This window comes from Burkholderia sp. SJZ089 (assembly GCF_007828315.1).
GTDB lineage: Bacteria > Pseudomonadota > Gammaproteobacteria > Burkholderiales > Burkholderiaceae > Burkholderia > Burkholderia gladioli.
Window position 1 is genome coordinate 132,364 of the sequence record NZ_VIUM01000008.1, and the last position, 21,743, is coordinate 154,106.

Here is a 21,743-nt window from a genome sequence, read left to right on the forward strand (position 1 = left end):
GAGCGGGACATAGGCGGCACCGGCCTTGAGGATGCCGAGCAGGCCCGCCACCATCCCGATGCCGCGCTCGGCGCACAGTGCCACGCATTGGTCGGTGCCCACGCCGGTCTCGATCAGGGCATGGGCGATCCGGTTGGCCTGCCGGTTCAGGGCGTCGTAGCTGATGGCGTGCTCGCCATGGAGCACGGCGATCGCCTCGGGCGTGGCGCGCACCTGCTTCTCGAACAGCGCGTGGATCGTCAGGTCGGCCGGGTAGTCGGTGCCGGTCGCGTTGAAGTCGACCAGCACCTGTTGCCGCTGCGTCTCGTCGAGCAGGGGCAGCGCGCCGACGCGGCAGCCCGTGTCGGCGGCCATGCCGGCCAGCAGCGTCTGCAGGTGGGCGGCCAGGCGCGCGACGGTGGACGCGTCGAACAGGTCGCTCGCGTATTCCAGCTCGCCCGAGATGATGCCGTCGCGATCGACCAGCGACAGCGACAGGTCGAACTGCGTGCTCAGGTAGGACTGCGCGAGCGGCGCGAGCTTCAGGCCCGGCAGGTCGAGCGTGCGTGCCGGCGTGTTGTCCAGCGAGATCATGGCCTGGAAGATCGGGCTGTGGCTCAGGCTGCGCGGCGGCTGCACGGCCTCCACCACCTGCTCGAAGGGCAGCTCCTGGTGCGCGTAGGCGGCCAGGGCGTCGGCCTTCACGCGCTGCAGCAGGGTGGCCACGTCGGGGTTGTCCTCGAGCCGCACGCGCAGCGCCAGGGTGTTGACGAAGAAGCCGATCAGCGGCTCCAGCTCGGCCTGCTGGCGGTTGGCCACCGGCGTGCCGATCACCAGGTCGCGCTGGTGGGCGAGGCGCGAGAGCAGGGCGGCCCAGCCGGCGAACAGGGTCATGAACAGCGTGGTGCCGTGCTGTCGGCCGAGCTGGCGCAGCGCGTCGCCCAGCTCGCGCGGGAAGGCCAGCGGCACGCTCGCGCCGCGGTAGCTCTGCACGGCCGGGCGGGGCCGGTCGGTCGGCAGTTCGAGCAGCGCCGGCGCATCGGCCAGGCGCGCCTTCCAGAAGCCGGCCTGCCGCGCCAGCGCCTCGCCCTGCAGCCGCTCGCGCTGCCAGGCGGCGTAGTCGGCGTACTGGATCGCGAGCGGCGGCAGCGGGTCGGGCTGCCGCTGGTGGAAGGCGGCGTAGAGCGCGCTGATCTCGTCGATCAGCACGCCGATCGACCAGCCGTCCGAGACGATGTGATGCTGGGTGACCAGCAGCAGATGGTCCTCGTCGTCGAGTTCGAGCAGCTGGCCGCGGATCAGCGGGCCTTGGGCGAGATCGAAGGGCTCGATCGCCTCGGCCTCGCCGATGCGCGCCACCGCCAGCTCGCGTGCCTCGGCGGCGATGCCGCGCAGGTCGTGGACGGCCAGCCGGAAACCCTGGTCCGCCTCGCCGATCCGCAGGAAGGGCTCGCCCTGCTCGACGGCGATGCTGGCGCGCAGCACTTCATGGCGGGCCACGATGCGGTCCAGCGCGGCGCGCAGCGCGGCCGGGTCGAGGCGGCCGCTCAGGCGCAGCGCGGCGGGCATGTGATAGGCGGCGCCGGCGGCCTGGTCGAGCGTGTCGAGGAACCACAGGCGCTGCTGGGCGAACGACAGCGGCAGCCTGCCGTCGCGCGAGCGCGGCAGGATCGGCGGCAGCTCGGCGGCGGGCTCGGCACCGGCCTCGATGCGCGCGGCCAGCTCGGCCAGCTCGGCCAGCACCGGGCGCGCCAGCAGCTCGCGTAGCGGCAGCTCGACGCCGAAGGCCTTGCGCAGCCGCGAGGCCAGTTGGACCGCCAGCAGCGAATGGCCGCCGAGTTCGAGGAAGTTGTCGTGGCGGCCGACGCGTTCGAGGCCGAGCAGTTCCTGCCAGATCGCGGCGAGCCGCGGTTCGGTCTCGCCTTGCGGCGCGCTGTAGGCCTGCATCACCACCGCGTCCGCGTCGGGCGCGGGCAGCGCGCGGCGGTCGAGCTTGCCGTTGGGGGTGAGCGGGAAGGCGGCGAGCGCGACGAAGGCGTTCGGCACCATGTAGTCGGGCAGCGCGGCGGCCAGGCGCGCGCGCAGCTCGGCCGGCGCGGGCGCGGCGCCCTCCAGCGGCACCAGGTAGGCGACCAGGCGCGCGCTCTCGCTCGCGCCGTCCTGGCGCGCGATCACCACCGCCTCGCCGACGCCCTCGCAGGCCGCCAACGCCGCCTCGATCTCGCCGAGCTCGACGCGCAGGCCGCGGATCTTGACCTGGAAGTCGTTGCGGCCGAGGTATTCGATATTGCCGTCCGGCAGGTAGCGGCCGAGGTCGCCGGTGCGATAGAGCCGCGCGTCGGCCTCGTCGCCGAACGGGTCGCGCACGAAGCGCTCGGCGCTCAGCTCGGGACGGTTCAGGTAGCCGCGCGCGACCCCCGCGCCGCCGATGCAGATCTCGCCCGTCACGCCGGGCGGCACCAGCCGGTCGTGCGCGTCGAGCAGGTACAGGCGGGCATGGCGGATCGGCCGGCCGAGCGGCACCGGCGCGTCGCGATAGTCGTCGAGCTCGGTCGACAGCACATGCCAGCCGGCCACGTCGCTGCATTCGGTCGGGCCGTAGCTGTTGACGAACACCGGGCGCGGCGCCGGGATCGCGGCCAGCCTGGCGGCCTGGATCGGTTCGCCGCCGAGCACCACGCGGCGCAGGCGCGACAGGTCGTGGCCGCCGTCGGCGTCGATCAGGGCATGGAAGGCGCTCGGCGACAGGTTCAGGTGGCCGATGCCGTCGCGGCGGATCCGCGCCAGGATCGCGGGCGGATCGAAGCGCGGCTCGGCCAGGTGCAGGATGCCGCCCGTCATCAGCGGCGCCAGCAGGTTCTTCTGGGTCAGGTCGAAGCTCGGCGAGGTGACGATCAGCACCGCGTCGTCGCGGCCCACGCCGACGTCCTCGAGATACCAGTCCATCAGGTTCGACAGGCCGCGGTGCTCGACCATCACGCCCTTGGGCTCGCCGGTCGAGCCCGAGGTATAGATCAGGTAGGCGAGATCGTCCGGCGCTGCCGTGACCGCCGGCACGCCGGGATCGTCGCCGGGCACGGCCACCTCGCGCGGATCGAGGCAGGGCGCGCCGCTGTCGCGCAGCGCCTCCGGCAAGGCGTCGACGTGGGTCAGGATCGCGGCCGGCGCGCAGTCCGCGATCATGTAGGCGATCCGCTCGGCCGGGTAGGACGGATCGATCGGCACGTAGGCGGCGCCGGCCTTCAGGGTCGCGAGCAGGCCGATCATCAGGTCGATGCCGCGCTCCAGATGGAGCGCGACGCGCGTGTCGGGCACCACGCCGGCGCCGATCAGGCGATGCGCGAGCGCGTTGGCGCGGCGCTCCAGTTCGCCGTAGCTCAGGCGCGTGCGGCCGTCGTCGAGCGCCGGCGCGTCGGGGCGGGCCGCGGCCTGCGCCTCGAAGCGGCGATGCACGGGTTCGGCCGGGCGCGTGCCGGCGGCGGCGCTTGCCGCGTCGCCCGATCCGGCGGCGGCCACCAGCCGGCGCTGTTCCGTGGCCGGCAGGATCGCCAGGCGCGCGGCGGGCCGCGGCGATGCCTCGCCCAGCGCGTCGACGAGCGACTCGATGGCGGTGGCGAGATAGTGCAGCAGCGGTTTCGGGTCGACCTGGTCCAGGCAGCGCAGGGTCAGCGCGAAACCGGCGCCGAGATCGTCGACCGTCATGTCGAACGGGTAGTTGGTGCGCTCGTCGGCGGCCAGCACGCGCACGCCGTCGCCGAGGAACACGTCGGCCGTGCCGTGCTGGGTGCGGGCCGTCTCCGGGCTGTGGCGGTAGTTCAGCAGGGTGCTGAACAGCGGTACCGAGGCGGGCACCGCGCTGCAGCGCTGCGCGCTCGCCAGCGAGGCCTGTTCGTGGTCGAGCAGGCCGCTGAGCTTGAGGCGCATCTGCTCGGTGAGATCGGCCGCGCTGCGGCCGCCGAACGAGGCGCGTACCGGCAGCGTGTTGAGGAACATGCCGAAGGTCTGGTCGGCGCCCTCGGTGCCCTGCAGGCGGCCCGACAGCACCGTGCCGAACACCACGTCGTCCTGGCCGGTGCAGGCCGACAGCACCAGGGCCCAGGCCGCGTGGAACAGCACCGCGCCGGTCACGCCCTGGCGCTGCGCGCAGTCGCGGATGCGCTGCGCCAGCTCGGCCGGCAGCGCGAGGCTGGCCTCGTGGATGTCGGCGCCGTCGCCCTGGGTGTCGAACAGGCCGAACAGCGCGGTCGGCGTCTCGATGTCGCCGAGCTGCTGCCGGAAGTAACGCTCGTGGACGCCCGGCTCGACCGCGCGCGACTGGGCGATGAAGTTGCGATAGGGCGTCGAGGCGCGCAGTTGCGCGGCGCGGCCGTCCATGATGGTGCGGATCTCCTCGAGCATCAGCTCGAGCGTGACGTGGTCGCTGACCATGTGGTGGTCGAGCAGCGACAGCAGCCATTCGCCGCTGCGCGGATCGGGGGCGATCCAGGCCCGGCTCAGCGGCGCGCGCGACAGGTCGAGGCGCACCCGCGCGGGATCGGTCAGCGCCAGCAACTGCCCCAGCGTATCGCGGCCGGCGTCGAGCGCGGGCGTCTCGACCACCAGCGCGGCTTGCCGATGCACCACCTGCACCGGCTGGCGCAGGCCGTTCCAGTGCACGCTGCTGCGCAGCACGTCGTGGCGCGAGATCACGGTCTGCAGCGCGGCGAGGAACGCGTCGAGGCGGCCGCGCGTGTCGAAGGCCAGCACCGTGCGCATCAGGTAGGCGTCGCCCTCGGTGTCGAGCAGGTGATGGAACAGGATGCCGTCCTGCAGCGAGGACAGCGGATAGATGTCCTGGATCGCGGCCGCGCCGCCCGGCACCTCGGCCGCCAGCAGGTCGATCTCGGCCTGGCCCAGTTCCACCAGCGGCAGCATGGCCGGCGTGATCGCGGTGCAGCCCTCGGGGATGCGGTTGGGCGCGACGGCCGGTGCCGCCTGCGGCGCGACCGCGCCGATCTTCAGTGCCATCTCGGAGAGCACCGGCGCCGCGAACACGGTCTTCACGTCGATCTTGAGGTCCTTCTGGCGCAGCCGCTCGATCAGGGTGATGGCGAGCAGCGAGTGGCCGCCGACCTCGAAGAAGTTGTCGTTGCGGCCGACCTGCTCGACGCCGAGCAGGGCTTGCCAGATCTGCGACAGCACCAGCTCGGCATGGCCGCGCGGCGCCTCGAACACGCGCGTGAGGATCGCCGATTCGTCGGGCGCGGGCAGGGCGTTGCGGTCGAGCTTGCCGTTGGGCGTCAGCGGCAGCGATTTCAGCACCACGAAGGCGCGCGGCACCATGAAGTCGGCCAGCGTGCTGGCGAGGCGGTTGCGCAGGCGCGTGACCGCGCGCTTCTCGGTGCGCTTGGCGCCGAGCTCGGCGCCGCTCTGGGGCACCACGTAGGCGACCAGCTGGCGCGAGCCGTCCTCTTCCCTGCGCGCCACCACCACCGCCTCGCCGACGCCCTCGCATTCGGCCAGGCGGGCCTCGACCTCGCCGAGCTCGATGCGGAAGCCACGGATCTTGACCTGGAAGTCGTTGCGGCCGAGGTATTCGAGGCTGCCGTCGGGCAGCCAGCGTGCGAGATCGCCGGTCTTGTAGAGACGCTCGCCGGGGCGCTGGCTGAACGGATCGCGGATGAAGCGCTGGGCGGTGAGCTCGTCGCGGTTGAGGTAGCCGCGGGTAACGCCGTCGCCGCCGATGTGCAGCTCGCCGGAGACGCCTTGGGGGACCGGCTGGAGATGCTCGTCGAGCAGGTAGATGCGGGTATTGGCGAGCGGCTTGCCGATGGTGGCGATACCCATGCCGCGCTGCCGGGCCTCGTCGAAACCGACGTAGGCGGCGGTACACGAGACGGTGGTCTCGGTGGGCCCGTAGGTGTTGACCAGGCGGGTGTGCTCGGGGCGGAAGCGATCCCAGAGTTCGAGCTTCTGGGTGGAGAGCGCGTCGCCGGTGACATTGACGAGGCGCACGCTGGCCAGCAGCTCGCGAGCGCGCTCGGGCCGGCGATCCCATTCGGCGACCAGGGTATGCCAGTGCGCGGCGGTCAGGTGCACGAAGCTCGGCTTGCGCGCGGCTTCCGTCTCGCCGGGCTCGCCGTAGCCGAAGATCTGGGTGGCGGGCATCAGGGTGGCGCCGCCGAGCAGGGCGGGGAAGATCTCCTCGGCGGAGAGGTCGAAGTTCAGCGAGTTCTGCTGGAGGACGACGTCCTCGGGGGTGATGGCGAACAGGCGTATCGCGTCGACGGTGTAGTTGACGAGGTTGCGGTGCTCGACCATCACGCCCTTGGGCAGGCCGGTGGAGCCGGAGGTGTAGATCACGTAGACCAGGTTGCCGGGCGTGACCTCGGTGACGGGGTCCTGCTCGGGGAAGCGGGCGAAGTGCGCTTCGTCGTCGAGCAGCAGGGTGGGCGCGTCGAGGGCGGGCAGCTTGTCGGCGAGCGCGGCCTGGGTGAGCAGGGCGACGGGAGCGCTGTCGCGCAGCATGTGCTCGATGCGGGCGGCCGGGTAGGCGGGATCGAGCGGGACATAGGCGGCGCCGGCCTTGAGGATGCCGAGCAGGCCGGCGACGGTATCGATGCCGCGCTCGGCGCTGATGGCCACGCGCTGGTCGGGTCGCACGCCGATCTCGATCAGGGCGCGGGCGATGCGATTGGCGCGGCGGTTGAGGGCGTCGTAGCTGATCTCGTGCTGGCCGTGGGCGACGGCGATCGCCTCGGGCCGGCTGGCGACCACGGCCTCGAACAGTTGATGGACGGTGCGCTGGGCGGGCCAGGGTGCCTCGCTGCGATTGAAGTCGACCAGCACCTGCTGCCGCTGCGTCTCGTCGAGCAGGGGCAGGGTGCCGAGGCGGCGGGACGGATCGGCGGCCATGCCGGCCAGCAGCGTCTGCAGGTGGGCGGCCAGGCGCGCGACGGTGGACGCGTCGAACAGGTCGCTCGCGTATTCGAGGTCGCCCGAGATGATGCCGTCCTCGTCGACCAGCGACAGCGACAGGTCGAACTGCGTGGTGACATGCGCCTGCGCGAGGGTCTCGAGCTGCAGGCCCGGCAATTCGAGCGCGTGCGCCGGCGTGTTGTTCAGCGAGATCATGGCCTGGAAGATCGGGCTATGACTCAGGCTGCGCGGCGGCTGCACGGCTTCCACCACCTGCTCGAAGGGCAGGTCCTGGTGCGCGTAGGCATCGAGCGCGGTCTGTCGGACCTGTTGCAGCAGGCCGGCCACGTCGGGGTCGTCCTCGAGCCGCACGCGCAGCGCCAGGGTGTTGACGAAGAAGCCGATCAGCGGCTCCAGCTCGGCCTGCTGGCGGTTGGCCACCGGCGTGCCGATCACCAGGTCGCGCTGGTGGGTGAGGCGCGAGAGCAGGGCGGCCCAGCCGGCGAACAGGGTCATGAACAGCGTGGTGCCGTGCTGCCGGCCGAGCTGGCGCAGCGCGTCGCCCAGCTCGCGCGGGAAGGCCACGGCGATGCGGCCGCCGGCATAGCTCTGCACGGCCGGGCGGGGCCGGTCGGTCGGCAGTTCGAGCAGCGCCGGCGCGCCGGCCAGGTGGTCGCGCCAGAAGCCGGTCTGCCGCTGCAAGGTCTCGCCCTGCAGCCAGTCGCGCTGCCAGGCGGCGTAGTCGGCGTACTGGATCGCGAGCGGCGGCAGCGGGTCGGGCTGCCGGCGGTGGAAGGCGGCGTAGAGCGTGCTGATCTCGTCGATCAGCACGCCGATCGACCAGCCGTCCGAGACGATGTGGTGCTGGGTGACCAGCAGGATGTGCTGCGTGTCGTCGAGCGCGAGCAACTGGCCGCGGATCAGCGGGCCGCGCGCGAGATCGAAGGGCGCCAGCGCCTCGGCCCCGGCGATGCGCGTGACGGCGGCCTGGCAAGCCTCGTCGGCCAGCCCGCGCAGGTCCTGCGTGTCGAGCGCGAAGCCGGCGCCCGCCTCGGCGATGCGCTGGACCGGCTGGCCGTCGACGGTATCGATGGTGGTGCGCAGCACTTCATGGCGGGCCACGATGCGGTCCAGCGCGGCGCGCAGCGCGGCCGGGTCGAGCTGGCCGCTCAGGCGCAGCGCGGCGGGCATGTGATAGGCGGCGCCGGCGGCCTGGTCGAGCGTGTCGAGGAACCACAGGCGCTGCTGGGCGAACGACAGCGGCAGCCTGCTGTCACGCGCGCGCGGCAGGATCGGCGGCAGCTCGGCGGCGGGCGCGGCACCGGCCTCCGAATCGGCCTCGATACGCGCGGCCAGCTCGGCCAGCACCGGGCGCGCGAACAGCTCGCGCAGCGGCAGTTCGGCGCCGAAGGCCTTGCGCAGCCGCGAGACCAGCTGGACCGCCAGCAGCGAGTGGCCGCCGAGGTCGAAGAAGCTGTCGTGGCGGCCGACGCGCTCGAGGCCGAGCAGTTCCTGCCAGATCGCGGCGAGCGCCACCTCGGTGTCGCCGCGCGGTGCCTGGTAGGCGCGCGCGACCACCGCGTCCGCGTCGGGCGCGGGCAGCGCGCGGCGCTCCAGCTTGCCGTTCGGCGAGAGCGGGAAGGCCTCCATCACCACGAAGGCGTTCGGCACCATGTAGTCGGGCAGCGCGGCGGCCAGCGCCTCGCGCAGCGCCGCGGGAACCAGGCTCGCGCCTTCCAGCGCCACCAGGTAGGCCACCAGGCGCGCGCCCTCGCCGTCGTCGCGGGCGATCACCACGGCCTCGCGCACCCCCTCGCTGGCCGCCAGGCGGGTCTCGATCTCGCCGAGCTCGACGCGCAGGCCGCGGATCTTGACCTGGAAGTCGGTGCGGCCGAGGTACTCGATGCTGCCGTCGGCGAGGTAGCGGCCGAGGTCGCCGGTGCGATAGAGCCGCGCGCCCGCCTCGTCGCGGAACGGGTCGCGCACGAAGCGCTCGGCGCTCAGCTCGGGACGGTTCAGGTAACCGCGCGCGACCTGCACGCCGCCCAGGTAAAGCTCGCCGATCGCGCCCATCGGCACCGGTTGGCCGAGTTCGTCGAGCAGGTAGATCTGCGTGTTGGCGACCGGGCGGCCGATCGGCACGATGCCGGGATGCGCGTCGGCGCGGCAATGCCAGAAGCTGACGTCGATCGCCGCCTCGGTCGGGCCATAGAGGTTCGACAGCCGCGCCTGCGGCAGCAGGGCGAGCGTGCGCTGCTGGAGCGTGTAGGGCAGCGCCTCGCCGCTGCACAGCAGATGGCGCAGCGTGGGGCAGCGGCCGGCCCCGAGTTCGTCGACGAACAACTGCAGCATCGAGGGCACGAAGTGCAGCATGGTGATGCCGCGCTGCTCGATCAGCTCGGCCAGGTAGCGCGGATCGCGATGGCCGTCGGGCCGCGCGAGCACCAGCCGCGCGCCCGCCAGCAAGGGCAGGAAGAACTCCCAGACCGACACGTCGAAGCCGAACGGCGTCTTCTGCAGCACGCGGTCCTCGGCGCCGAGCGCGTATTCGTCGCGCGCCCAGCACAGGCGGTTGACCACGCCCAGGTGCTCGTTCATCGCGCCCTTCGGCTGGCCGGTCGAGCCCGAGGTGTAGATCACGTAGGCCAGGTGATCCGGCCTCAGGCCCAGCGCGGCCGGGTCGGGATTCTCCCCGGATTCGCGCGCCAGGCTCGCGGCGGTGGCCAGCTCGTCGAGCACCAGGGTGGGCAGCGTGCCGGCGGGCAGCGCCGGGGCCAGGCGGGCCTGCGTGAGCAGGGCGATCGGCGCGCTGTCGGCGAGCAGGTAGGCAAGCCGCTCGGCCGGGTAGGACGGGTCGATCGGCACATAGGCCGCGCCGGCCTTCATGATCGCCAGCAGCCCGACCACCATCTCCAGGCTGCGTTCCATGCAGATCGCGACGCGATCGTCGGGCTTCGCGCCGAGCGCGACCAGCCGGTGCGCGAGCTGGTTGGCGCGGCGGTTGAGCTGGTCGTAGCTGAGCGTCTCGCCCTCGAATTCGAGGGCGATGGCGTGGCGCCGGCTCGCGACCTGGTCCTCGAACAGTTGATGGACCAGCCGGTCGCGCGGATAGTCCGCCGCGCTGTCGTTGAGCCCGACCAGCAGCCGGTGCCGCTCGGCCTCGTCGAGCAGGGGCAGGCGCGAGACGCGGGTGTGCGCCTGCTCGATCGCCATGCCCAGCAGCCGCTCGACGCCGGCGCGGATGCGCTCGATCTCCTCGGGGCGGAAGCCGTCGCCATTGAAGTTGAATTCGACCGGCACGTCCGCGTTCGGATGGTAGTCGCGCACGAAGATCGACAGCGGCGTCTGCTCGTGGCCGTTGTCCATCACGCGCACCTTCGCGAGCGTGCCGCCGAAGCGATGGTCGCCCTCCAGCGTCTCGATCGACAGGCGCACGTCGAACAGTTGACGGCGGCCCTGCTGCGCCAGGTTCAGGCCGCGGTTCAGTTCGGCGATCGGGAAGCGCTGGTGGCGATAGGCGAGCCGCAGCTCGGCCGAGATCGCGCTCATCAGCTCCAGCAGGCTGCGCTCGGGATCGACCTGGATGCCGATCGGGCTGACCGAGGAGAACATGCCGCCGACGGTGCGCCGGAGCTGCGCGCTGCTGCGGTTGTGCACCGGCAGGCCGATCACCACCTGCTCGTGCCGGTTCACGCGCGAGAAATAGACCGCCAGCACCGCCATGAAGACATGCGTGATCGAGGCGCCGTGCTCGCCCGCGAACGCGGCCAGCCGGTTGAACAGGTCGCGCCCCAGCATCCAGCGCGACTGATGGCTCGGGCTCGCCTGGCCGAGCGCGGCCGCGCGCGGCAGCAGCGAGGGCGGCAGGCTCTCGAAGCGCTCGCGCCAGAATCGCCGGTCCTTCTCGTGGCGGGGCGATTGCAGGTAGGCGCGATCGTCCTCGACCTGGCCGAGATAGGAGGGGCCGCGCTCGACCGTCGCCGCCGGGTCGGCCAGCAGGCGCGTATAGGCGAGCGAGACCTCGTGGCTGATCACCGCCACGCCCAGGCCGTCGGTGACCAGGTGGTGATAGCGATGCAGCCAGTGGTAGCGGTTGGGCGCCGAGCGCACCAGGTGCGTGTCCCACAGCAGCGCGCCGAGGTCGGTGAAGGGCTGCCGGAAGGTCTCGTTCAGGTAGGCGAGCGCGCGCGCCTCGGCGTCGGGCTGGCCGGAGAAATCGACGAAGGCGATGCGGGTGTCCACCGCCGGCAGCACCCGCTGGCGCGCCAGGCCGTCCGCGCCGCCCTCGCTCAGCACCAGCCGCAACGCGTCGTTGGCGTTGGCGACCTCGTTCATCGCGCGTTCGAGCACGGCCGGCTCGATCGGGCCGTCGATCTCGAAGGTCATGCCGATGTTGTAGAGCGGCGCGTGCGGATGGGAGACCTGGTCGAGCCATACCGCCTGCTGCGCCAGCGTCAGTGCATGGCTGGCGTCATCTTGCGGGGTGGCGGAGGCGGGCTGGACGGGCGAGGCGGACGACGGGATCATCAGCGGGAAACCTTTCGATCGATAGCGACAACCGGCGGCCGCGCGGGTTCGCGCGGGCCGTCGATCCTTGACTCCGAACCCGCGCGCGAGACCGCGGGCTGGCTGGTGGGGAGGGGCGGCTCAGCGGGCCGCGTGTTCGACGCTGGCGAGCGAACGCTCGAACAGCTCGAGCGCCTCGCCGATCTCGTCCTCGGTCATCACCAGCGGCGGCAGGAAACGCAGCACCGAGCCGTCGCGGCCGCCGGTCTCGACGATCAGGCCGTTCTCGAAGCACTTGAGCTTGATGGCGCGGGCCAGCGCGCCGTCGGGCGCGCCGGCGCGGCCCTCGCTGCCGGGGCGGGTGATCTCGACGCCGATCATCAGCCCGCGGCCGCGCACGTCGCCGATCGCGGCATGGCGGCCGGCGACGCCGCGCAGCCCTTCCACGAAGCGCGCGCCGAGCTTCTCGGCGCGATAGGGAATGTTGTCGCGCTCGATGATCCGGATCGCCGCGGCGCCGGCCACCATGCCGATCTGGTTGCCGCGGAAGGTGCCGGCGTGCATGCCCGACTTCCAGGTGTCGAGCGCCTTGTTGTAGACCACCACCGCGAGCGGGTAGCCGCCGCCGAGCATCTTCGAGAGCACGATCGCGTCGGGGATGATGCCGGCGTGGTCGATCGCGAACATCTTGCCGGTGCGGCCCAGGCCCGTCTGCACCTCGTCGACGATCAGCGGCACGTCGTGCTTGATGGTCAGCTCGCGCAGCGCGCGCAGCCATTCCACCGAGGCGGGGATGCAGCCGCCCTCGCCCTGCACGGCCTCGACGATGATCGCGGCGGGCTTGGCGATGCCGCTTTCCGGATCGGACAGCACGTTGTCGATGTAGTTGATCGACAGCGTGTCGGTCGACGTGCCGTCGGTGCCGAACGGGCAGCGGAAGCGATACGGATAGGGCAGGAAATGCACGCCCGAGGTGGCCATGCCGGGCGCGCGCTTGGCATTGAGGTTGCCCATCGCGGCCAGCGAGCCGGCCGTCATGCCGTGGTAGGCGCCATGGAAGGCCATGATGCTGGAGCGGCCGGTATGGTGCCTGGCGAGCTTGATGGCGGCTTCCACCGCGTCCGAGCCGCTCGGTCCGCAGAACTGGATCTTGCTCGATTCGCGCATGCCGACCGGCAGCTGCGAGATCAGCGTCTCGACGAAGGCGAGCTTGGCCGGCGTGGCGAGATCGAGGGCCTGCTGCAATTGCTGCGAATCGAGGTATTGCAACACCGCTTCCTTGACCTCGGGATGGTTGTGACCCAGGCCGAGCGTGCCGGCGTTCGCCAGGCAATCGAGGTAGGCCTTCCCGTCGGCGTCGTAGATGCGGGATCCTTGCGCGCGCACGAACATCTTGCGGAAGGTGTTGGCGTAGGTTCTCGCGTTCGATTCCACGCGTTGCAGATAGTCGAGAGTGTCCATGTGCGGTTGGATGCCAGACGAGAGGAGGGTTGGAAACCGGCGCATCGTGGAGCCGGGGGCATGCAAGACGGCTCTTGCAGCTTTTGCCTGGCGATTAGAGCATCGGCCCTCGCGAGTGTCTGTACGAGGAATGAGGGACATCGATCACGTGTGCCGTGGCAACCGGGGACACGCCCGCCCCGGGGCCTCGGGGCGGGCTTCGCTGTCACGGTTTGTCATGACAGACGATTCGCTGCTTCGATGGTCCAATGCCTGGCGCGACCGGTTGCTCTCGGACCGGGCGAGCAAGCTTGACTGTCGATGGAATCGCCGATCACCGGGTCCGTGCGAGCCGCGCGCATCGAGTTGCACCGCGAAGGCGCGTCCCGACGGGCCGCTACCAGGAACTTGTCATGACAGAGCGGAGTTACGTTCGGGTCGGGCCGTTCGAGGATCCGCAAGGCCTCGCGGGCGGGTCCGGCTACGAGCAGACCCGGGAGATCGATTCGCTGGATGCCAGCGAACTGACGCAGGAGGATTTCTTCCGGCACTACGTGATACGCAACCGCCCCTGCCGCCTGCGCGGCGCGGCGCTCGGCTGGTCCGCGCTCGACCGGTGGCGCGATCCCGATTACTTCAAGCGCGGCTCGAACGATCACCGCTTCGAGATGCGCCGCTACCTGCGGCGGCCCGACGAGGCGCCGGCGGGCGAGGCCGACGGCATGTCGCTCCACGAGATCCTGGAGCGGATGAAGCACGCGGACGCGCAGGTCGTGGTCGAGGGCTGCGAGTTCGGCGAGGGCGCCTCGCTGGCCGACCTGCGCCAGGACATCGGGCGTCATGCCTTCCTGGCCCGCGCCGGGCGGCCGCGCGCCAACCCGCCGTATCGCGCCAGCCTGTATCGGGGCTCGTGCTCCGACTGGTACCTGCTCGCGGCCGACGAGATGCTGCTGACCCAGGTGGTGGGCGCCAAGGAGATGCTGATCCTGCCGCCCGAGGACATCTCGTGGCGGGCGCTGCCGCAGCCGGCCCACGAGCCCGGCTGCCTGCTCGATGCCGATCTGCGGCGCCACGCGGAGTTCGCGCAGATCCGCCCTTATCGCGTGCTGGTCGAGCCCGGCGACGCCCTTTATGTGCCGATGTTCTGGTGGCATGCCGTCGAATCGGTCGGCAAGCAGTTCGGCGTGACGCTCGCGCGGGCCTTCGCCTCGCCCTTGCAGCGCTATGACGACCGCGGCGGCCGGGCAGCCGGAAGGCCGCCCGGGCGGCCCGGCGCCGCCGGCCCCTTCGCTTCCCTGATCGCGTCCGCGATCGGTTATGCCATCGTCCACACCATGATGCGCCGGCCGGCGACCTTGAACCGATGCGCGGTGTTATCGAATTTACCGGGTTGAAGCTCGGTGGTTTTTATTGCCACTTATTTTGTTATTTCACCGGTTTAGAATTACTGAGGATTGAAGCCGGGCTGCCTGGTTTGACGGCGATGGGGATTCAATTCCAGGCATGAGCTATTCCAATTTGCTTTCAGTTATCGGACTTCTAACGACGACTGCCGGTTTTTCCGCTGGACGTCATTTTGTCGGTGAGCTCGAAAGATCGGTGAAATTCCTTGCCTGGTGAGGAATCTGGGTGTTTTTTGTCGGTCGTGCGATTTTCGCCCCTGCCTGATTCACGACGAGAGGTATCGAGACGGCCGTGATCAGGCAATATGCCGGGATTACGAAATTATTTTGTTATTGAGTTTTCCGGGGATTGTGACTGGTCGGTATGGCATGGATTGGTTGTTTTATAGTGATAATAAATTCGAAAGATAAAAAAATTCAATGGTGTCGATTATGTCGGGCACCTTATGATGTGCCCAGCCGACGCGGTGCGTGAAGAGAGAGCTTCACGGCGGGAACCGGAACATCATTTCGATGGCGGTTTCCACATCGGCTCGGCATGCAGTCTCGCCATCGGGATATCGACCCGCGGGAGGTGGGCCGGATGAACGCGCAAACGTTGTCGCGCCGATCCGGACGTGCTTCCCGCCGGCGGGACAAGTCAAAAAAGCGGGTGCGTTGATGCAGTTTCCGAGGAGCGTGAGAAGTGGACAATTTTTTTGCAAAGATTGGGCAGGTGATCACCGATAGCGGGACCGAAAACTTCATGGCAGGGATCCACAGCCTGATCAATGACTACGTGCCGGTCGACGTGACCGAGGCAAGCAACTGGATTCTCGACGACAGGAACAAGACGGTAACAGCGGTGCAGCGCCTCGGCAGCTGGGGCGCGGACAACAATCTGAACGGCATCGGCAGGAGCGTGAGCATGGGGCGTGACGAGGCGCCCGATTCGTCGATCTTCGGCAAGATCGTCAATGCGGAGGATTCCCAACTGATTCACCTGAGGCCGCGGGCCGTGCCGGGCGAGGCCGAGGATTCCGGCGACAGGGTGTGCCAGTGCATCCTGCTCTATCACGAGGAGAACCGCCGGCATGTGATCTCCCTGTATCGCTCGTCGCGGCGTTCGCTGGATTTCACGCTGCAGGAGCTGTCCGCGCTCAAGCAGTTGTCCGACGCGATCCTGCCGGCGGTCGGCCACCATGCACGCAAGAAGACCCAGAAGCCCAAGCGCGAGGCCGCGCCGGCGGCTCCGGTCGAGAGCCAGACCGCCCAGGTGCAGCGCAGCTTCGACGAGCGATTGAGCCGGCTCGGCGTGACGCTGTCGAGCCGCGAGTACGAAGTCTGTCTCGCCCACCTGCTGGGCAATACCCTGCCCGCGATCGCACGCCAGCTCAGCGTGCGCGAGAGCACCGCCGCCACCTACTTCCGGCGCGCCGGAATCAAGCTCAACCTGAGCGGGCGCCACGGCTTCGCGAAGTGGATGCTCGGTACCGCCTGAGCGCGGTCGCATCTTGCCGCCGGCATGCGCCGGCGGCCTGTCTTCAGGCGCCGGCCGGCGCCTCCTCCAGCAGCTTGCGCATCGCCATGGCGACGTGGGGATTCGCGTCGTCGGCGAGGCCCTGGGCGATGCCGCGCCAGAGCGGATCGTCGAGGAAGTAGAGCGCGAGCGCCTTCAGTTCCGGAAAGCGCTCGCCTTCGGCGCTGCTCGCGAGGTGCAGCGCGTCGAGGTAGTCGCCGCGCTCGATGCAGGCGCACAGCCTCAGCGTCAGCGATTCGCGCGAGGCCGGCGCCTCGGCGTGCAATTGCTGCAGCAGCGCCTCGGCTTCGGCCTCGCGCCCTTGCTGGCGCGCCGCCTGCCAGGCGTCGTGGATCGTGCTGGGATCGGTCATGTCGGGAAGGAGCCGCGCACGGCGGCTCGAATGGCCTGCTCAGGCCTTGTGGAACGAGCCCGGAGGCATCTTCGAGAACAGGTCGGCCAGCGAGGCGTCCCTGGGCAGCGGGCTGCCCTTTTCCGCGATGCCCTTGCCCAGGCCCTGCATCAGGGCGCCGAGCGCCTGCATGCCGGCGTCCTTGGGCAGCGCGCCGCCGCCCTTCTTTTCCTCGATGGCCGAGGCCAGTGCCGAGATATCGATCTTGCCGCTGATTGCGGTTGCCATGATTCCTCCCTGGGATAGACAGGCCAGGCCATTACAGCCGAGCGGGCCGCGCCGGTCCCCGCCGCGGGCGAATGCGCGGCCCGCGAGCCGAAACCGATAGCCGCCTGAAAGCCGGATGAAGTCTGCCCGCATGCCGCGCGCGGCATGCCGTGTTCATGTCGGCCGCGCTGCCCAGGAAGATCTATCCGCCGCTGTTCAACTGCTACGCGGGCGGCGAGGCCTTCGGCTTCCAGGTCGACAATGCCGTGCGCGACATCCGCGAATCGCGCGAGCGCGTGCGCACCGATCTGTCGGCCACGCTGTTCCTGAGCGAGCCCGACAGCTGCGAGGGCGGCGAGCTGGTGGTGCGCGACACCTTCGGCGAGCATGCCGTCAAGCTCGCGGCCGGCAACCTGGTGCTCTACCCGGGTTCGAGCCTGCATCGCGTGGCGCCCGTCACGCGCGGCGAGCGGCTCGCCTCGTTCTTCTGGGTCGAGAGCCTGGTGCGCGAGGATGCGCAGCGCAGCCTGCTGCTGGAGATGGACGTGGCGATCCAGCGGCTCACGCAGCAGGGCGCCGACGAGGCCTCGCTGCCACAACTGACGGGCAGTTATCACAACCTGCTGCGGATGTGGGCCGATAGCTGAGCCGCGGGCGGGGCACCGGACCTCGCACGCGCCGTCAGGCGTGGTTCTAGGCGCTCGGCGCGGCGGGCTCGTCGCGCAGGTCGATGCGGAACCGGCAGCCTCGCCCCGGCGCCGAATCTAGCGTCACGCGCCAGCCCTGGTGCTGGCAGATCCGCTGCACCAGCGACAGGCCGAGGCCGAGATTGTCGGCGCCGGCGTTGGTGCCCTGCACGAAGGGGGCGAACACGGCCGCCTGCGCCTCGGGCGCGATGCCTGGGCCGTCGTCCTCGACTTCCAGCGAGCGCGCGGTGGCGCGCACGCGGATCCGCGTGCCGCCGCCCGCATGCTGCAGGGCATTGCGGATCAGGTTCGACAGCACGATACGCAGCAGTGCGGACGGATAACGCGGCGGCGCGGCCAGCACCTCCGGCTCGTCGATCGCCAGTTCCAGCGCGAAGCCGCGTTGCGCGGCGCGCGCCTGCCAGCGCTGCGTCTCGTCGCGCGCCACGCCGATCGTCTCGGCATGCGCGAAGCCGTGCGTGTCGCCGGCGCCGCGCGAGAGCATCAGATAGGCCGCCAGTTGTTGGTCGATTTCCCGGGCCGCGCCCTGCATGCGCTGCAGGCGCGCGCGCTGCGCCTCGTCCAGCGCCGGATCGTCGAGCAGCAGCTCGGCCGAGCTCGAGATCACCATCAGCGGCGTGCGCAGCTCGTGGCCGACGTCGGCCGTAAACAGCCGTTCGCGCTGCAGGGCCGCCTCGAGCTGGTTGTAGGTCTCGTCGAAGGCGGCCGCCAACTGGCCGATCTCGTTGTCGGGGTATTCGTGCGCGAGGCGCGTCTGCGGCGGCAGCGCGGGGCGCTCGCCGACCTGCGCGGCCAGCCGCAGCAGCGGCCCGACGAAGCGCCGCGTGGTGACGCCGCCCAGCAGGAAGGCGAGGATCAGCGCGCCGGCCATGCTGGCCACCGCGATCCAGTGCGAATGCTGCTGGCGCTGCTCGAACTCGGTGTAGTCGCGCAGCAGCAGGTAGCGCACCTGGTCATGGTCGTCGACCATCGCATGCCATTCGCGGCCCTCGTGCTCGATCTTGCTGAAGCCGAGCGGCAGCGCGCGCAGCCAGGGCGGAAACGCGTCGCTGCCGGGCGCGCCGTGGAAGAAGCGGTCCTCGCGGCCCACGTCGCGGCCGCTCAGGTATTCGTCGCGGATCCGCTTGACGGCCATGCCCATGTCGATGCGCTGCAGGTGCACTTCCAGCGTGTCGATGGTCCACAGCGAGGCGAGCGAGAGCAGGGTGCCCACCACCGCCGCGAGCAGCACGTAGGTGAGCAGCAGCTGGCGCGCCAGCGTGCGCCTAGGCTTGCGCACGCTGCGGGTCCTGCAACTGGTAGCCGATGCCGTGCACGGTGCGCAGCAGCGGCACCGCGTAGGGCTTGTCGATCACCTGGCGGATCAGGTGGACGTGGGTGCGCAGGCTGTCGCTGTCGGGCGGCGAATCGAGCCACAGCGCTTCCTCCAGCCGCGCGCGATGGACCACGGCGGGGCTCGCCTGCATCAGGATCTGCAGCAGCTTGAGCGGCGCGGGCGGCAGCCGCAGCGTGTCGCCGGCGCGCGTCAGCGCGCGCGTTTCGGTGTCGTAGACCAGGTCGGCCACCTGCAGCGTGCGCGCGGCCGGGCGGCGCGAGCGATGCAGCAGCGCCTTGACGCGCGCGGCCAGCTCGGCCAGCGCGAAGGGCTTGACGAGGTAGTCGTCGGCACCGGCGTCGAAGCCCTGCAGGCGATCGTCGAGCGTGTCGCGCGCGGTCACCATGATGAGCGGCGTTTCCAGCCGCGCCTCCTCGCGCAGCTTGCGGCACAGGCTGTAGCCGTCGAGCCTGGGCAGCATCAGGTCGAGCACGATCAGGTCGAATTCGTGCGCGGTGGCGAGCGCATAACCCTGCTGGCCGTCGAACGCGCAATCGACGATGTAGCCGCGATTGCCGAGATGGCCGGAGATATTGGCGAGGATGTCGGGATCGTCTTCGATGACGAGGATACGCATGGGCGGTGCCGCGAAGGCGCGAACGGGAATCGTCGCCGATTCTATCGCGCGGCAGGCGCTTGCGCGCGGTGCTGGGGAAGTTGAAAGCCGGCGGCGCGGGAATCTCGCCGCGCCGCTGGCCGGGCGATGCTTAGGCGCCCTTGAGAAATGCCGTCAGGTGGCGGTTGAAGGCGCTCGGGCGCGCGAGGTTCATGCCGTGCGAGGCACCTTCGATGGTCACGCGCGAGGCCTTCGGGATCCAGTTGGCCAGCGCGCCGACGTTCTCGCGGAACATCGCCGGGCTCTTCTCGCCGTCGATCAGCAGGGTCGGGCAGGCGATGCCGCCGGCCAGCTCGGCCGAGTAGGCCGGCAGCGGGTCGCGCAACTGCATCGACAGGGTGCGGGCGTTGTCGGTGGCCATGGTGCGGAAGCCCGGCGTGCTCTTCTGCCAGGTGCCGGGACGGCTCACGGAATCGACGAACAGCTCCAGGCCGGCGGCCACCTCGCCATTGGCGATCAGCGTCACGGCGCGCGTGCGCAGGCGCTTGGTTTCCAGCGAGGCGGTGGGCGCGGCCAGGTTCGGCACGCCGCTCAGCGAGCCGCCCGGATCGCACAGCGTCAGCGAGCGCACCAGTTCCGGGTAGCGATGCGCCATGTAGAAGGCCACGCAGCCGCCGCGCGAATGCCCGACCAGGTGCACCGGGCCGGCGCCGAGCTGGCGCACGAAGGCGCCGAGCTGGTCGGCGTGGGTGCTCCAGCTGAAGGTGGGCAGCACCTCGGAGGGCTCGGCCGGCCAGTAGTGCGTGAGGCTCGGCGCGAGGCAGGCGAACTGCGGGGCGAGGCCCGACAGTTGCGGCTGCCAGAAGCGGAAGTCGCAGAGCGAGCCGTGCACGAACACGACGAGATCGCCTTCGCCCGTCTGGACGTAGGGCATCTTGATGATGGGGCCGGGACCGGGCAGGTCCAGCGAAACGGGTGCGGCGAGAGAGGCGACGGGGTTCACGATCGTTCTTGGTGGAGTTACGGGCGTCATGATAATGGATTTCCCTGATATGTCGCGTCTGTGTGAAAAAACGACAACGACGTGGGTGCAGCATCCAATTCCGTCTGATAAATAATAAGTGATTGTTTTTATTTGGATTATTGATGTTGTTGCGATGCGGGATCACCCTCGCAACGGAAGGCGAGATTGTTGTTTGAATTTGTAGTAATTAGGGAATGCAAGGGGCGTTTCGCCGCGTGTGCACGTTTCGCGACGCTGGCACGGACGCTGGCTTGACTTATTGAAAGGTTTTTGAAGGCTGACAGCGATCAACCGGCTTTCGGGCAGGCCTGCCGGGCCTGCTGCATGCCCTGGTCGTAGGCGGCGGCGAAATCGGCCGCCGACAGCGTGGCGCCGAAACGCGCCGCGAGCCGCTCGCGCGGCCACTTGCCGTTGCCGGCCGACGCGGCGAGCAGGGCATAGGCGATCGAGGTCGCTGGATCCTGCGCGCCGAACTGACCGCTGCCATAGGCGCTGGCCAGCAGCCCGGCGGCCAGCGGATCGCAGTTGCCGGCGGCATCCCGCAGGTGCTCGCGTGCCTCGCCGCGCCATTGCCGCACGCGCGGGTCGTCGGGGTTGTCGCCGAGCGCGGCGCTGCCCTGGCCGAACGGCCCTTCGATGAAGTAGTCGACTTGCGCGTCGCCGCGCCCGGCGCGGGCAGCCTGGGCCAGGAACTGCAGGCGTTCGCCGACCTGCGCGGCGCTGACGTTCGCGCAAAGCCGCGCCTCGCGGCTCGCCGATGCTCGGGAGTCCGATGCAGCCGCGTCGCCTGCCGGCTGCCGCGTGGCCGCCTCGGCGCAGACCGATTCGGCCAGGTACACATGCCAGGCCGCATCGGCGTCGCCGCGCCGGGCCGCGCCCGCGTACTGGTCGACATATTGCGCGACGGTCTTGCCGCCGAGATCGACCAGGCGCCCGCTGCTGCCCACCAGTTGCGTGCCCGCGTCGTCGACGGCGGCGCGCCCGGCCGGCGCCTCGGGATTCGAGAAGCTCGAGGCGCCGGTGCTCCCGAGCTTCGAGACCACCGGCGCGCTGACCGGCGCCGGACTTCCCACCGGCTTGCCGCCGCGCGCGAAGCACCAGGCGAGCACCAGCGCGAGCGCCGCCAGCATGATCGCCGGCGTTCCCAGGCGGCGTGCTCGTCGTGTGCTCATGGCGGCGGCCTGCTTACCAGAGATAGCAGTAGGTTTCGTTGCTCTCGAGGTTGTTGCCGAGCGCCGGCTGCGAGAGATCCTTGACCCAGCCGTTCGGCTCGTCGGGCGTCGGCGTGTCGCCGCAGTTGGTGTGCACCCAGTGGATGCCGACGTCGCCGCCGGTATAGAGCTGGCCGCACAGCTCGAGCTGGTCGCCGACGCGGATCTGCGTCAGCGGATCGGGCACGCTCTTCTGGTTGCGGCGGTAGCCGTTCGCGAACACGTTGTCCATCGCCACGTCGTAGGTCCGGCCGTCGGTGCCGCGCAGGTTCACGTGTGTGTGCGAGAGATAGATGCCCTGGCGCTGCGAGCCCGACACGAACACGGGCGCGCTCAACACGGTGCCGGTGAGCAGCGAGCCGCCCTGGCAGAGATCAGCCGCCGAGGCGGTCAGGGAAGCGGACATCGAAGCGGCGGCCAGTGCCAGGCCGATCAGGATTTTTTTCAATCTGGATTCCCCCTCAGGAATGGAATGTCGAACGGACATCGCACCGATGCCGAGGCGCGCGACGCGATGTCGGCGACTAC

11 protein-coding genes and 1 pseudogene (1 of these 12 running past the window's edge) are annotated in these 21,743 nt (G+C 70.2%); 3 read left to right on the top strand and 9 right to left on the bottom strand.

Going from position 1 to position 21,743, the window contains the following annotated elements:
* Together FB600_RS16770 and FB600_RS16775 are read right to left on the bottom strand one after the other, a co-directional pair.
* Positions 1-11,403, bottom strand: the 5' portion of a protein-coding gene (locus tag FB600_RS16770; protein WP_145757105.1) for a non-ribosomal peptide synthase/polyketide synthase. 4,815 nt of this gene lie to the left of the window's left edge; only the first 11,403 of its 16,218 coding nucleotides appear in the window; its start codon is at positions 11,401-11,403; its stop codon lies beyond the left edge, outside the window.
* 120 nt (positions 11,404-11,523) lie between these two features.
* A complete protein-coding gene (locus tag FB600_RS16775; RefSeq protein WP_096751697.1) occupies positions 11,524-12,843 on the bottom strand; it encodes a diaminobutyrate--2-oxoglutarate transaminase family protein in 1,320 nt (439 codons plus the stop codon).
* 392 nt (positions 12,844-13,235) lie between these two features.
* On the opposite strand from FB600_RS16775, the gene FB600_RS16780 reads away from it, so the two are divergent.
* Complete coding sequence (locus tag FB600_RS16780; RefSeq protein ID WP_181164037.1) at positions 13,236-14,216, top strand: cupin-like domain-containing protein; 981 nt, start codon at positions 13,236-13,238, stop codon at positions 14,214-14,216.
* 754 nt (positions 14,217-14,970) lie between these two features.
* The gene (locus FB600_RS16785; protein ID WP_098153050.1) at positions 14,971-15,705 is read left to right on the top strand and encodes a helix-turn-helix transcriptional regulator; all 735 of its coding nucleotides are present in this window, start codon (positions 14,971-14,973) and stop codon (positions 15,703-15,705) included.
* A 43-nt stretch (positions 15,706-15,748) separates the two neighbouring features.
* Here the strand turns inward: FB600_RS16785 and FB600_RS16790 are convergent, their stop codons facing one another.
* Both FB600_RS16790 and FB600_RS16795 read right to left on the bottom strand, forming a co-directional pair.
* Positions 15,749-16,096, bottom strand: coding sequence for an HrpB1 family type III secretion system apparatus protein (locus FB600_RS16790; protein ID WP_098153049.1), 348 nt, complete (start codon positions 16,094-16,096; stop codon positions 15,749-15,751).
* Between the two features lie 39 nt (positions 16,097-16,135).
* Positions 16,136-16,363, bottom strand: coding sequence for a hypothetical protein (locus FB600_RS16795; RefSeq protein ID WP_096751693.1), 228 nt, complete (start codon positions 16,361-16,363; stop codon positions 16,136-16,138).
* Positions 16,364-16,500: 137 nt separating this feature from the next.
* Here FB600_RS16795 and FB600_RS16800 point away from each other — a divergent pair.
* Positions 16,501-16,989, top strand: a pseudogene (locus tag FB600_RS16800) (Fe2+-dependent dioxygenase); the annotation flags it as partial.
* 46 nt (positions 16,990-17,035) lie between these two features.
* Here the strand turns inward: FB600_RS16800 and FB600_RS16805 are convergent.
* From FB600_RS16805 to FB600_RS16825, 5 genes are all read right to left on the bottom strand, one after another.
* Complete coding sequence (locus tag FB600_RS16805; RefSeq protein WP_145757106.1) at positions 17,036-18,328, bottom strand: sensor histidine kinase; 1,293 nt, start codon at positions 18,326-18,328, stop codon at positions 17,036-17,038.
* Positions 18,315-19,001, bottom strand: coding sequence for a response regulator transcription factor (locus FB600_RS16810; protein WP_025100653.1), 687 nt, complete (start codon positions 18,999-19,001; stop codon positions 18,315-18,317). The genes FB600_RS16805 and FB600_RS16810 overlap by 14 nt, the downstream gene beginning before the upstream one ends.
* 130 nt (positions 19,002-19,131) lie before the next feature.
* Entirely contained in the window at positions 19,132-19,983 is an 852-nt protein-coding gene (locus tag FB600_RS16815; RefSeq protein ID WP_145757107.1) for an alpha/beta fold hydrolase, read from the bottom strand.
* 308 nt (positions 19,984-20,291) lie between these two features.
* Complete coding sequence (locus tag FB600_RS16820; protein ID WP_145757108.1) at positions 20,292-21,176, bottom strand: sel1 repeat family protein; 885 nt, start codon at positions 21,174-21,176, stop codon at positions 20,292-20,294.
* Between the two features lie 13 nt (positions 21,177-21,189).
* Entirely contained in the window at positions 21,190-21,663 is a 474-nt protein-coding gene (locus tag FB600_RS16825) for a hypothetical protein (RefSeq protein ID WP_025100656.1), read from the bottom strand.
* Positions 21,664-21,743 lie beyond the last annotated feature (80 nt).